This is a genomic window from Burkholderia singularis (assembly GCF_001718875.1).
In the GTDB taxonomy this organism is placed as follows: Bacteria; Pseudomonadota; Gammaproteobacteria; order Burkholderiales; family Burkholderiaceae; genus Burkholderia; species Burkholderia singularis.
The window spans coordinates 77,171-91,480 of record NZ_CP013449.1 but is presented as its reverse complement, the minus strand read 5'-3'; the positions used below and the strand labels follow the sequence as shown (position 1 = coordinate 91,480).

The following is a 14,310-nucleotide window of genomic DNA, read 5'->3' as shown; positions in this document are numbered from 1 at the left end:
CGGACGCTACGCGTCGCCGTAAAACGACGCATCCAGATAGCCGCCTAAGCGGCTTCTGAGATGATCGCGAAACAACACCATGCTCGGCCACGGTTGCATGAAGGCGGTCCATTCGTCGATGCGCTCGTCGCTATCGAGATGCGCGATGCTGACGATTTCGAGCGGCAAGCGCTTCGACGTGAAGGCCCGCAGAAAATGCGCGCCGTTGCGCAACGCCGGGCCGTATTCGCATTCGCCGTACACCGCGCCCGCATGACCGAGCACGTGAGACACGGCGGCCGCTCCGTACACCGGCCGCACGAACGCCGGGCCGTGGAACACGGCCTCGTCGCTCAACGGAAACGGCAGCCGCCGGGGCACGGGCTCGCTGTCGGCCGCCTCGGCGGAGCCGACCGGATCGAGCGTGCGCTCCTCGTTCCATGCCGTCATCACGCGCCGCAACCGGTCCCGCCAGGGACCGAGCCATTGCAGCGGCCGCACCGCGACGCGCACGTCGTCGATCATCCCATCGGCGTTGATCAGCGCGAGCGTCACGCCTTCGATGCGCCGATCCGGCTTGCCGGCGCGCCATGCCACGGCAGCGGCGGCGTCGCCACGGAATTCGAGGTACGCGCTGGCTTCGTCGCCGAGCGCCTCCTCGAGATGACCCAGGCTGCGCACGACCGCGTCCGCGCCCTCGATCCGTTCACGCAGAAACGGATGCGCGAGCCGGGCTTCGGGCGCAAGCCCGCGCGTGGCCGCCTCAAGCGTGGTCAGAAAGAATGACTGTCGCATTGCGCTCCTCCTCTTTTCGCGGACCGTCCGCTTGTTGCGAACCGGCGTCGTGCTTGCCGGACGTGTCGCCGTCGAGCGACGCGACAAACTCTGCCACCTGCGGCCCGAAGCGCTGCACGTTTTCGCGATCGAACAGCGCGATGTGCTCGGCAAAACGCGAGAACGGCGTGAGCTGCGGCGCCTCGACAGCGTCGATGCGCACGTCCAGCTCGCGGATCGGCTCGGCGAAGTGCCGCTCCCAGCCGCGCGAGAACACGTTGCCCTCGACGTTGATCGAGAATGCGCGCGCCGCCAGCGTGACGGGTCCGTCGATTTCGCCCATCGTCATCCGGTAGAAACGCCGGATCGTGAACAGCGTTTCGAGCGCCTCGGTCGTCTCGCCGCTCGGATCGGGCAGCATCAGACCACGTCCGTTCTCGGCGAGCTGATCGAGGAACCATTGCGCCGTTTGCGCCATCCCGGCGCTCGCGAGCTGCGGCGGCGCGGATACGTGGGGCAGCACGAGCCGCGCGAGATGCAAGACGTCGCTGGCGCTCGCGAGCCGGATGTCCGTGCCGAACACGGTGACCAGGCGCTCGATCGGATGCATACCCGCGAGCGCATCGTGCGACGGATCGGCATCCATCAGCTTGCGCGCTTCGATGAATTTCTCGAGCCGCACGCCCGTCTGCCGATAAACGTCGAACATCAGCACGCCGAGCACGCGCTCGCCCTGGCGCTCGAGCAACGCCGCCACCTCGAACGCCAGGCGTCCGCCAGCGGACCAGCCGCCCAGCAGATAAGGGCCATGCGGCTGGCGGCTCCTGAGCGTCTCCACCAGCAAAGCGACGTATTCGGGCAGCGTCTCGCCGCCGAGCACCTTGTTGAGCAGCGTGATCGGCCGGTCCCCGAGGTACTGACGCAACGGCAAGTAGGACCATGCATAGCCGCCCATGCCGTGAACCAGCACGAGCGGCGTCTTCGACGCATCGCCCGGCAGCGACACCACGTTGGACGCCTCGCCCGCCGCCGCACCGCCAGCGGCGCCCGCGCGCTCCGGCGTCTGGCCGCCCGCCGCGCCGGCGTGCGCGCCGCCGGCAATTGCACCATCGGCCCGCGCCTGTGCTTGCGGCGCGAGCGCCGGCAAATCGCGCATCAGTTGATCGGCCATCGCGGCGACGCTCGGATGATTGAGCGTGAACGTGCTCGGCAATCGCTTGCCGCCCATCGCGCTGCCGAGCTTCAGCCGCAATTCGACGGTCATCAGCGAATCGAGCCCGAGATCGACGACGGGCTGATCGTCGGGAACGTCACCCACCGCCTTGCCCGACACCGCCGCGACCGATTCCCGCACGAATTCGCGCAGCGCCGCGAGCCGCTCGTCGGGCCCCATGCTGGCGAGCCGCTCAAGCAAGGCGGTGGCCGCCGGGGCCTGGGTGGAAGCGGGGCTGTTCTGCGCCGTGGTGGTCGGCACCACGACTTGCGGCACGTTCGCGCCGGCATCGAGCAGGCCGTCGAGCACCTGCAGCCCGATGCGCGGATCGATCGTCAAGCGCTCTTTCGCGAGCTTCGCGCGCACGGCCAGGCCGACCTCGGCCCACGGCCCCCAATTGATCGCGAGCGCGGGAAGCCCGTGGGCGAGCCGGTAATGCGCGAAAGCGTCGAGGAACGCGTTCGCCGCCGCGTAATTCGCCTGACCGCCCAAGCCGACAAGTGCGGAATTCGACGAGAACAGCACGAAGAAGTCGAGCGTATCGGCGAGCGTTTCCTGGTGCAGATGCCATGCGCCATCCGCCTTTGGACCGAATACGTCGTTGAAGCCCGCCCATGTCTGCCGTTCGAGCGCGCCGTCGGCCGTCAGCCCCGCGCAGTGCATCACGCCGCGCAGCGGCGGCAGCGTGCGGCGCACGTCGGCAAGCACGCGCGCCACGTCGTCGGCGCGCGACACGTCGGCGCGGTACACCGAAACGCGCGCGCCCTGCGCGTGCATCCATTGCAGCACCGGCTCGGCCTCCTGCGTGCTGCCGCGCCGTCCGACGAGCGCGAGCGCGCGGGCGCCGCGCTCGACGAGCCGCCGCGCAGCAGCAAGACCCAGCCCGCTCAGCCCGCCGGTGACGAGATAGGTCGCGTCAGGCCGCACGCGGTTCTCCGGCACCGCCGCGCCCGGCCGGAAACGCGCGAGCCGCGGTGTATAGCGCGTGCCGGCGCGCACCGCCACTTCCGCGCCTGCGCCATCCTGAGCGCCGGCCGGCGCATCGCGCAGCTCGTTCGCGAGCCAATCGGCCTGAGCGTCGACCGTGTGTTGCGGATCGAGGTCGATCAAGCGGCCTTCAAGCTCCGGATGCTCGCGCCTGACGACGCGCGCAAAACCCCAAAGCGGCGCCTGATCGAACGCCACCGGCGCGGCGCCGGCAGGTTGCGCGCCACGAGTCGCGAACGATATGCGCAGCGCGGCGCCGCTCTTGTCCATGTACGCGAGCGCGCCCTGCACGACGTGCAACGCTGCGCGGCCGTTCGTCTCGAGCGATCGGCGCCAATCGTGCGGCCCGTCGCCCGCGTCGGCGTCGGCGTCGGCGTCGACCGGCCACGCATAGACGATATCGGTCACCGGCCCGCTGTGCGCCGCCTGCCGCACGATCTGCTCGAATTCGTCCGCGTCGTTTCCGGTTGCGACGAAACGGCCGTCACGCAGCCGCGCGTAGTGATCGCCGTGCACGACCAGCGTGCAAGCATCGCCCGCGGCCGCGAGCGAGCGCTGCAGGCCCGCCGCGAACTCGCCGCGCGCCAGCACCAGCCAGTGGCGGCCGCCGGCCGCCGGTGCGCGCGCCGCGACTCTGACGGCGGCAGCAGGGCTCCACTCCTGTTGCCAGACCCAACGCGCCCAATCGGCGGATGCGCCAATCAGCGTTTCGGGCCGAACCGCGCGCTTGACATAGCCTTCGATCTCGATCAGCAAGCGGCCGTCCGCATCGAAGAAACGGACATCCGATTTGATGTGCGGCCCCTGCTGCTCGCGAATCCGCGCATGGCAGCGAACGCGCTTGCCGGGAGACGCGAAAAACGTGATGCGCTCGACGCCGACCGGCACCGACAATCCCTGCATCACGCGCTGTGCGACGCCGCTCAATTGAAAGCCGCAATCGAGCATCGCGGGATGGATCAGATACTGACCGATCTCGCGGCTTCGCGCGTCGTCCAGCTCGATTTCGGCAACGGCTTCGCCATCTCCGCGCCAAATCTCGCGCATGCCCTGAAACGCCGGCCCGATCTGCAAGCCGAGTTTGTGTAGGCTTTGATACTGGTCGGCGGCGGACACGCGCTCGTCGCAGCGCGCACGCAATGCGGCCCAATCGATGTGCGACGGCGTGGCGTCGCCGGCGCGCTGTACGTCGACGCGCACATGCTCGCTCGGCGGCACGCTGTCGCCCGCCGCCTGCTCTCCGCCGCCGGGCGTGCCGCTGAAGATGCGCACGTGCAGCGTATCGTCGCCGTCGGCAAGCGCATGAATGTGCAGATGCCGCTCGTCGGCGTCGCCGACGACGAGCGCCGCCATCAGATTCACGTCGGACAGCCGGTACGTTGCCGCGCCCCAGCGCGTGCGCGCCAGCGCCAGCGCCGTTTCGATGAAGCCCGCGCCTGGAAATACCACGCGGCCGAACACGTGATGTTCGCCGATGAACGCAGGCAGCGCGGACAGCGGCTGCTCGAACGCGCCGAGGATGCCGAGCGGCTGGCCCAGCAGCGGATGGCCCGCGCCGCCGGCCCGCACCGCCGGCGCGCGCGCGGCGGCCGGCCGATCGTCGCTGACCCAATAGCGGCGGCGCTGAAACGGATAGGTCGGCACCGGCAGGCGCCGATGGCGCTCGCGCGGATAGAACGCGGACCAATCGACCGGCCCGCCGTGCGCATAAACCGCGCCCAGGCTCTCGGCCAGTTGCTCATCGCTGCCGCGCCCCTTGTGAACGGACGGCAGCCACACGCCTTGCGCGTCGCCCGCGATTTCGCGCGCGAGGCCGAGCAGCGTCGGACGCGGCCCGACTTCGATCACGATGTCGCACCGGCTGTCGAGCAGCGTCTCGATGCCTTGCGCGAAGCGCACGGTATCGCGGATATGCCGCCGCCAATACTTCGGCGAGCAGATGTATTCGGCCGATGCAACGGTGCCCGTCAAATTGGAGATAACCGAGATGCGCGGCGGCCGGAATGTCACGCGCGACGCAACGGCTTCGAACTGATCGAGGATCGGGTCCATCAGCGCCGAGTGCGCGGCGCCGGACACCTGCAAGCGCGTGCATTTGACGCCTTCGGCCTCCAGTTGCGCCTGCACGGCGCCAATGGCCGCGCCCGTGCCCGAAATCACGATGCTTTGCGGCCCGTTGAGCGCGGCGATCGCCAGCTCGTCCGGATACGCGCGCACCGCCTCTTGCGCGCGCGCAAGATCCGCGACGATCGACAGCATCTCGCCCTTTTGCGGCACCGATTGCATCAGTAGCCCGCGCGTGGCGACGAGCCGCAGCCCGTCCTCCAGATCGAACACGCCGGCGACGCAGGCCGCGACAAGCTCACCGAGGCTGTGCCCGATGACGACGTGCGGCTCGATGCCCCACGAGCGCCACAGCTCGGTCATCGCGTATTCGAACGCGAACAGCGCGGGCTGAAGGTACGCCAGCTCGTCGATCAACGTCTTGTCGACACCTTCGCCGAACATCACCGAGGTCAGCGGGAAATCCAGCACGTCCGACAGGATGCGCTCGCAGCGATCGAGGGCGTCGCGAAACACGGGCTCGGTATCGTAGAGATCGCGGCCCATTCCCGCATATTGCGCGCCGCTGCCCGTGTAGAGAAACGCGATCTTCGGCGCGGCCCCGGCGGGCACGCGGGCGAACGACGAGCCGGCGCGCGCATGGCCTTCGGCAAACGAGCGCAGCGCGCCGGCCATATCGGCACTTGTCGCGCCCGCCACCGCGAGCCGATACGGCAGATGCGAGCGCGCCGTCGCGGCGGTGAAGCACACGTCGGCAAGCTGCGCCGCATCCGCGTGCGTCAGATACTCGGCATAGCGGGCCGCCAGTTCGCGCACCGCGCCTTCGTTCGCGCCGGAAAGCGTCAGCACGTGCCGCGAGCGCACGGCGTGCGGCGCGCGCGCATCGGCGGCGGCATCGGCATCGCGGGCCGCGGGCGCGTCCGGCGCGGGCTCGGGCGCTTGCGCGAGCGTCACATGCGCGTTCGTGCCGCTGTAGCCGAACGAACTCACGCCCGCGACGCGCGCAGACTCGACGTGCCACGGCTCGGTGCGCTGCTGCACGACGATCGGCAGCTCGGCGAACCGGATGTTCGGATTGAGCGTCTTGAGATGCAGCGTCGGCACCAGCGTATGCCGATGCAGGCACAGCGCGGCCTTGATCAGCCCGGCGATGCCGGCCGCCGCCTCCAGATGGCCGATATTCGATTTGAGCGAGCCGATCGCAAGCGGCGCGGCTCTCGGGCCGTCCGATGCGAATACCGCGCCGAGCGCCTCGACTTCGATCGGATCGCCCAGCGCCGTGCCGGTGCCGTGAGCCTCCACGTAATGCACGTCGCGCGGCCGCAGGCCCGCACTGCGCAACGCGGCGCGCACGACTTCGCGTTGCGCGAGGCCGTTCGGCGCGGTGAGGCCGTTGGTCTTGCCGTCCTGATTCACCGCGCTGCCGCGGATCACCGCGTAGATCCGGTCGCCGTCGCGCACGGCTTCGTCGAGCGACTTGAGCAGCACCACGCCGACGCCCTCCGAGCGCACGTAACCGTTCGCGCTCGCATCGAACGGCTTGCATTTGCCGTCGGGCGAGAAAAACGTGCCATGGCTCAGCGAGATGGTGCGCTCCGGCGTGAGGATCAGGTTGACGCCCGCCGCGAGCGCAAGGCCGCATTCGCCGTTCGCGATCGCGCGGCACGCATGATGCACGGCGACGAGCGACGACGAGCACGCGGTATCGATCGACATGCTCGGCCCGTGCAGATCGAACGTGTACGACAGCCGCCCGGAGGCGACGGCCGGGCTCGCGCCAGTCGATACGAACGGGCTGGAATCGTGGGTGCGCGCGAGCGTGATGCGGCCGTAATCCGATTGCGAGATTCCGACGAACACGCCGGTCGGACTGCCGGCAAGCGCCGCCGGCGCGATGCCCGCATCCTCGATCGCGGCCCAGGCCGCCTCCAGCAGCAGCCGGTGTTGCGGATCGGTGTCGGTCGCGGCCCGCTCGGACAGGCCAAACAGCTCGCGGTCGAACTGGTCGACGCCGTCGACGAATCCGCCCCAGCGGCTATTGGTCTTGCCGGGCGCGCCCGGCTCGGGATCGTATAACGCATCGGCGTCCCAACGCGACGCGGGCACCTCCGTCACGGCATCGATGCCTTCGCTCAACAGCCGCCAATAATCGTCGAGGCCCTCGCCGCCCGGAAACCGGATGTACATCCCGATGATCGCCACCGGTGCGGCCGTATCGCTCGACCGGCGAACCGCCGGCACGGCGGCGGGCGCGCTCGGTGCGGCCGTGTCGCGCTCGGTCAAATACCGGACCAGCGCGTCGACGCTCGGGTGGTCATACAGCGCGACAGGCGGCAACGGCCAGCCGAGATGCTCGCTCAGCTCGCCTGCCAAGCTCACGAGCCCGAGCGAATCGAGCCCGTATTCGGCAAACGGACGATCGCCGATTTCGTCTTCCGGCAGATCCACGCGCTCGGCAAGCGCGCGACGGATATAGGCGCGCAGATCGGCGCGCGCGCGCTGCGCATATTCCGCCGCCCGCGCGCTGCGGCGCGGCGCGCGCGCGATCGCGTCAAGCTCGCCGGCAATATAGCGGGCGCGGCACAGCGTGCGCTGCAGCTTGCCGCTGCCGGTGCGCGGCAGCGATCCCGACGCGACGAACACGATGTCGCGAATCCGCAGGCCGTGCTTGCGGCTCACCACTTCGCGGATCGCCGCCACAGCCTCGTCCGTGCGGCCGAGCGCGTCGGCCGCCAGCTCCGCGGCCACGACGAGCACTTCCTCGCCGGCGACCAGATGCGAAAACGCGGCCGCGCGTTCGACGCCGGCCTGCGCGGCAGCGCGCTCGACATCCTGCTCAATGTCTTGCGGAAAATGATTCGCGCCGCGAATGATGATCAACTCCTTCAGGCGTCCGACCAGGAACAGTTCGCCGTCGAATGCGACGCCGAGATCGCCGGTACGCAGATAGGCGCCGGTATCGTCCGCGAGCGTCGCGCGGAAAATCTGCTCGCTGTCGTCGGGCCGGTTCAGATAGCCGAGCGCGACGTCCGCGCCGGACAGCCAGACTTCGCCGACCTGGCCGTCCTCGCAGCGGCGCAGCGTTTGCGGATCGACGATCCGGATCGTGCGGCCGGGCCGCTCGAGCGGCCCGTAGCCGAGCGCCTCGATGCCCTCGTCCGACGCGCCGCCGTCGGCCACGGCAATCGCCCGGCCTTGCCCCAGCGCGTGGACGTCAAACTTGCGCACGAGCGGAAACCGGCCCGCCGGCGCCTCGGCCACCCGCATCGTCACTTCCGAGATGCCGTAGCACGGCTGACACGCGGCAGCGTTGAAACCGCTCGGCGCCGCCGCTTCGGCAAAGCGCCGCAGCGTCTCGGCGCGCACCGCCTCGCCCGAGCTGTACGCGTTGCGCCAGCAGTCGAGCCGAAGCGCCTGCCACTGCTCGGGCTTCACGCGCTGCACGCAAAGGTCATACGCGAAGTTCGGGCCGCCCGAATGCGTCGCGCGAAAATGCGAAATCGCGCGCAGCCAGCGCACCGGCTGCTCGATGAACAACTGCGTCGCCAGATGGATCGCATGAAAACCGATGCTGACCGGCAGGCACGCGCCATACATGAGCCCGGCCGCGTGCGACATGGGCGACCACGTCACCAGCACGCTGTCGCTCGCGAACCCGGAGCCCGCAGCCGAACGTTCGCTGTTGGCGAGGAAATTGGCGTGAGAAAGCATCACGCCCTTGGCCGTGCCCGTCGAGCCGGACGTGTACTGCAAACACGCGATGCGCTCGCCGCTCGGCTCGAGCGCCTGCCAGCGGCTCGCCTGCGACGGCTCGATCCGGTCCGACGCAATGCGCGGCAGATCGCGCAGCGCGGGCGACGCGGCGAACAGCGTGGCGAGCTGCGCGTCGGCATCGGCTGTCGTCAGTGCGCAATGCGGTTTTGCATCGCCCGCGACGCCCTCGATGCGCGCGAGCGCGCCATCGTGCCCCGCACGCTCCGGCAGCGCGAGCGGCACGGCCATTGCCCCGGCGTACAAGCACCCCCAGAACGCCGCGATGAAATCGAGCCCCGACCCAAAGATCAGCAATACGGGCTTGCCCGCCGCGCCGCGCGCCACGAGCGTCGCGCCGATCGCGCGCGCGAGGGTATCAAGCTCGCCGTAGGAAAGCGTCTTCGCGTCGCTCAGATTGTCGTCGCTGACGTAGGTGAACGCCCGGCGCTCGCGCTCGTGCTCGCCCCGCCAGCGCAGCACGCTGACGAGATCGGCAAAATCGCGACGCAAGGTGGATGCGGTGATCTGCATGAAAGAGACTCCTCTTCCGGTTCAGTTGCGGCCCTGCGCCGGTTGGCGGTATTCCTTGGACTCGGCGTCTTGCGGCCGGTAGGCGCTCAGCTCAAAGTAGTTGCGGAACAGCCGGTCGAGCGAGCGGTACGCGCCGTCGCCGGTCGCGAAGACCGCCTGGATTTGCGCCGGCGCATCGAGATCGGCCAGCTCGCGCTTGAGAACGTCCCAAACCTGCGCGAACGCATCGACGAAAATGCGCTGGAACCACGGAATGCCCGCTTCGGTGCCGATCAAGTACCAGCTGATCGACTGCGTCAGCTCGCGCACGCTCTGGCGCACCGCGAAATCCAGCTCGCCGGGCGCACGCATGGTCGACACGTGGCGGATGCTGTTCACGTCGACGATCCCGCCGTCGAGCACCAGGTTCTGCGCCATCAGGCAATTGCCGCGGCCGAAGTGCGACGGATCGGTCGGAATCCAGCCGAGCGCGAGAAACTCGGCGGTCAGGCGAATCCAGCGCTGAATCGCCGTATCCGGGTCCGACAGTTCACGCAATACCGAATGGCGCTTGTCATACGACACTTCCGGGCCCACGTCGCCGCCTCGCACGTGCATCGCGCGCAGCGGATAGGACGGGTAGTAGTACACGTAAGCGCCCAGATCGTCGCGGATCATCGCTTCGACCAGGGTGGCCGTTCTCGGCGACAGTTGCGGACGCAGCACGTCGAGCGCACGCTCGCGCACCTCGGTCGGCCAGCGGTACACGAACAGCGGCGTGGGAATCCGGGCCAGGCGCCCGAAGCGGCGGTAATACGCGCTCTGCAATTGAAGCGCGCAGCGCGCTTCGTCGTCCGCGTCCCACAGCGGATGCACGCCCGGCGGCTTGCCCTCGCTGATCGGGAAACGTTCGAGCTGGTTCATCAGCGTCAGATCCTCGAGCACGTGGCGAGCCTGTCCGCCGATCGTCCAACTGAAGATGTTCCACATCTCGCCCATGCGCTTCGTGATGCTGCCGAAGTTCTCGGACACCGGCTCGGTGCCCTTGATCGCGATGTAGCCCTGGCCGTTCGGCACGCTCTTGAGCTTGCCGAGATCGAGATAGAACGCGCGGACGTGGCGATCCGGCCGCGACACCGGGCCGTAGTCGCCGAACGCCCATTGCTGCTGCACCGGCAATTCGCTGCCGAGCAGGTCGTAGACGTCCTTGAGCGCGGGCTCGACGGCCGACAGCGCGTCGAAAATTTCCGTCGACTGCTCGCGCAGCGTCCAGATCGGTTCGAGCGAAACGGTTTTCAGGCCGCTTTCGCGGCTCAAAAGTTCATCCTTGATACGCACGTTGTCCACCTCTTCGATGTCGCGGCCAAACGCGTCAACGGGCGTTCGGCCGCGCAATGTTGGTCGCAGGACGTCGGAGCCTTCGCGGCGTCACACGAGCGAGACCCGGTACTCCGACATCCATAGGTCGATCTGATACAGATAGGCGAGGAACTGCGCGTCCTTCGCGTACATGCCGAACCAGTGCCGGTCTCTCGCCTCGTCGTCGGGCGCGGCGAGCACGCGGTCCAGTTCGGCCGCATCGAGCAGCGGCCGCAGCGGCGACGCCGCATCGCGCAACCGCTCGGTCAGCAGCGCACGCACGTCGTGCAGATACTTCGGGTTGTGCGTGGTCGGAAACGGGCTCTTCGGCCGCCAGATCACGTCGTCAGGCAAAATGCCCTGCATCGCATGCCGCAACAGCCCTTTTTCACGGTCGCCGGCGTTCTTCATGGTCCACGGCACGTTCCACAGATACTCGACGATGCGGTGATCGCAGAACGGCACGCGCACTTCCAGCCCTTCGGCCATGCTCGCCCGGTCCTTGCGATCGAGCATCATCGGCAGCCAGCGGGTGAAGTTGATGTAGAACATTTGGCGGCGGCGCGCCTCGCCCAGCTCCTCCCCCGGTAATGCCGGGCATTCGGCGATGGTCTGCCGATAATGCTCGGCCACGAACGCATCGGCATCGAGCCCGTCGCGCAACGCCGGCGAGAGCAGCCGCTCGCGGCCGTCCACCATGCGCACCCAAGGAAAGCGCTCGACTTCGTAATCGCGTGCCTGATGAAACCAGCGATAGCCGCCGAAAATCTCGTCGGCGGTTTCGCCCGACAGCACCACCGTCGAATGTTTCTTGATCTCGCGGCAAAAGAGTTGAAGCGACGCGTCGACTTCCCACATCCCCGGCAGATCGCGCGAGCGCATCGCGGCGCCGAGCTGCGAAATCAACTCGGACGTATCGAGCAACACGCGACGGTGATTCGTCTGCAAATGGCGGGTGACCTTGTCCGCCCACGGCGCATCCTCGTCGGGCACGTAATCGGTCGGCTTGAAGTGGGTGCTGTTGTCGACGAAATCGATCGAATACGTATCGAGCTGCTTGCCCGCTTCCTTGAACACGCCCGCGGAGATCGCGGTGATCGAACTGGAATCGAGCCCGCCCGATACCATCGTGCCCACCGGCACGTCGGACACCAACTGGTTCGTCACGGCATCGACCACCAGCTCGCGCACGCGCTCGACGGTCGTCTCGAAGCTGTCCTCATGCGGATGGCTTTCGAGTTTCCAGTACTGCCACGTCTCGATTCCGCTCGGGCTGTACGTCAGGCACCAGCCCGGCTTCAGTTCGTCGATCTGGCGAAACACGCCGGAGCCCGGCGTGCGCGCCGGCCCGAGAAACAGTAGCTCGTGAAACGCGTCTACCTTGACTTCGCGCGACACCTGCGGATGCGCGAGAATCGCCTTCATCTCGGAGCCGAACAGCAAGCCGCTATCCAGTTTCGCGAAGAACAGCGGCTTCACGCCGATCCGGTCTCGCGCCATGAAAAGACGCTTGTCGCTTTCGTCCCAAACGGCGAACGCAAAAATGCCGTTGAGACGGTCCAGGCAAGCCGGCCCCCATTCGATATACGCCTGCAGCAGCACTTCCGTATCGCAATGCGTCTCGAACCGGCAACCCCGGCTTTCCAGCGCGCGCCGCAATTCGGGCGTGTTGTAAAGCTCGCCGTTATAGGCAATGACAAAGGTGCGATGACGCGCGTGACGCACCATCGGTTGCGCGCCGTTGGCGGGATCGATGATCGACAGACGGCGATGGCCGAGCGCGGCGCGCGCGCTCACCCATTCGCCCGACGCATCCGGACCGCGATGCACGAGGCACGCCGTCATGTTGCGCAACGTCGCGACGTGCTCGCGCAAATCGTGACCCCAGTCCACCCAGCCCGTGATGCCGCACATGATTACCTCCCGTTGTCTGCGAACGCGGATTGCCGGCTGTCGCTGGCCGCCGACACGAGATTGCCAAGCGTCTGCGGATTGGCCTCCGGCTGCGTGAACGTGCCGAGATCGCCCATGCACAGCCGATACTCGAGCGCCTCGATCGTCGCGTTCAGCGTGGCATTGGCGACGCTCGAATTGACCGCGCCCATCTTCCACGTCCGGGAACCGTCGGTGAACTCCAGCACGACGCGAACGCGGCGCGTGCGGTCGTTGATTGCGCGAATCTTGAAATCGACGAGCCTCGTGCCCGCCAGCTCGGGGAAAAACTCGCTGCAGCGTGCGACGAAACCCTCGACCAGATGATTGAGCGACGCCTTGTCGTTCGTCAGTGAAAATTGCACGCGCTCGCCGACGATCGGATCTCGGCCGGACATAAAGTCGAAAACGCCGTCGAACTCGATCGTGCTGGCGCCGATCGGCACCCCCCAGTCCGGCAGATCGGCGCGGTTGTCCGCCAACGCGGAAATCGCGCCGCCAATGGCCGCGTCCGGCGCGGCCTCGTCCGCCAATTTGACGGACAGCCGGTTCACCTGGATACGGCGGCTCGTCTTCCCGCAATGCCGCAGCAGCATCAGGACGAGCGATTCCTCGGACGAGTTGAATTCGAAACCGCCGAACTCGAGTTCCTTGACGAGCCGCACGAGCCCTTCGAGATCGCGGTCGGCGAACAGATGGTCGAGCCGATGCTTGCGCAGGAAGCTGTTCAGGTTGCTCTTGCCCGAAACTTCCGACACGACAATGTCGCTGCGATTGCCGACGAGTGCGGGATCGATGTGTTCGTAAGTTCGCTTTAGCTTCAGGAAGCCGTCGACATGCACGCCTGCCTTGTGCGTGAACGCGAGCGATCCGACATACGGATGGAACGCGGGCGGCTCGGCCTGCAACAGCTCCGCGACTTCCTGCGACAGCCGCGTCAATTGCTGCAGCTTGCCCGGCTCGAGGATCGGGTAGCCGAGTTTCAGTTGCAGATTGGGAATGACCGTGCAGAGGTCGGCCATCCCGCAGCGCTCGGAATACCCGTTGACCGTCCCCTCGACGATCTTCACGCCGTTCTGCACCGCGGCGATCGTGTTGGCGACGCCGCAGCCCGTATCGTTATGGCAATGAACGGCGAACTCGATATCGAACGACCGGGTGACAGTGGATACGATCGAGGCCACTTCGTGCGGAAAGCAGCCGCCGTTCGTATCGGCCAGATCGATCCAATCGACGCCGGCTTGAACCGCGGTCTCGATCAGCTTCATCGCGCCGGCCGGATTCTCCTTGTACGCGTCGAAGAAATGCTCGAAGCCGAAGCTGACCTCTTCCATGTGCTTCTTGAGGAAGCGGATCGATTCGTACACCGATTCGAGATTCTCTTCCGGCGAGATGCCGAGCACCTCGCTCACGTGCAAATCCCAGCCCTTGCCGAAGATATGCCCGTAAGGAATGCCGGTGCGCACGAGCGCGTTGAGGCTCGCGTCGTCCTCCGCCCGGCTCGACGCGCGCTTGGTGCGCCCGAAGGCGACGACCTTGATCTTCTTCAGCGGCAGCGCCTTCAGCTCCTGGAAAAAGAGCGTGTCCTTGGCGTTCGAGCCGGGCCATCCGCCCTCGGTGTACGTGAACCCGATGTCGTCCAACAGCTCCGTGATTCGCAGCTTGTCTTGTACCGAAAAGGAGACTCCGGACGCCTGAGCCCCCTCCCTCAACGTGCAGTCGTAGATCTTGATCATGCT

At 67.4% G+C, this 14,310-nt stretch carries 5 protein-coding genes; all 5 read right to left on the bottom strand.

The window, feature by feature from the left end:
- Window positions 1-6: 6 nt before the first annotated feature.
- The 5 genes from AQ611_RS16480 to cimA all read right to left on the bottom strand — a co-directional run bounded on the left by AQ611_RS16480 (window position 7) and on the right by cimA (window position 14,307).
- Window positions 7-774 carry a hypothetical protein gene (locus AQ611_RS16480; RefSeq protein ID WP_146011759.1) on the bottom strand — a complete coding sequence of 256 codons (768 nt, stop codon included), beginning with the start codon at window positions 772-774 and terminating at the stop codon, window positions 7-9.
- Window positions 743-9,301, bottom strand: coding sequence for a type I polyketide synthase (locus tag AQ611_RS16475; protein ID WP_083237419.1), 8,559 nt, complete (start codon window positions 9,299-9,301; stop codon window positions 743-745). The genes AQ611_RS16480 and AQ611_RS16475 overlap by 32 nt, the downstream gene beginning before the upstream one ends.
- Before the next feature lie 21 nt (window positions 9,302-9,322).
- Window positions 9,323-10,597, bottom strand: coding sequence for a hypothetical protein (locus AQ611_RS16470; protein WP_146011758.1), 1,275 nt, complete (start codon window positions 10,595-10,597; stop codon window positions 9,323-9,325).
- Window positions 10,598-10,708: 111 nt separating this feature from the next.
- Window positions 10,709-12,553, bottom strand: coding sequence for an asparagine synthase (glutamine-hydrolyzing) (gene asnB, locus AQ611_RS16465; protein ID WP_069235394.1), 1,845 nt, complete (start codon window positions 12,551-12,553; stop codon window positions 10,709-10,711).
- A 2-nt stretch (window positions 12,554-12,555) separates the two neighbouring features.
- A complete protein-coding gene (cimA, locus tag AQ611_RS16460) occupies window positions 12,556-14,307 on the bottom strand; it encodes a citramalate synthase (protein ID WP_180978119.1) in 1,752 nt (583 codons plus the stop codon).
- Window positions 14,308-14,310 lie beyond the last annotated feature (3 nt).

What these genes read in the sequence shown, in the direction of transcription:
- AQ611_RS16480 (WP_146011759.1), bottom strand. Translation starts at nt 774, where the DNA reads ATGCGACAGTCATTCTTTCTGACCACGCTTGAGGCGGCCACGCGCGGG.
- AQ611_RS16475 (WP_083237419.1), bottom strand. Translation starts at nt 9,301, where the DNA reads ATGCAGATCACCGCATCCACCTTGCGTCGCGATTTTGCCGATCTCGTC.
- asnB (WP_069235394.1), bottom strand. Translation starts at nt 12,553, where the DNA reads ATGTGCGGCATCACGGGCTGGGTGGACTGGGGTCACGATTTGCGCGAG.
- cimA (WP_180978119.1), bottom strand. Translation starts at nt 14,307, where the DNA reads ATGATCAAGATCTACGACTGCACGTTGAGGGAGGGGGCTCAGGCGTCC.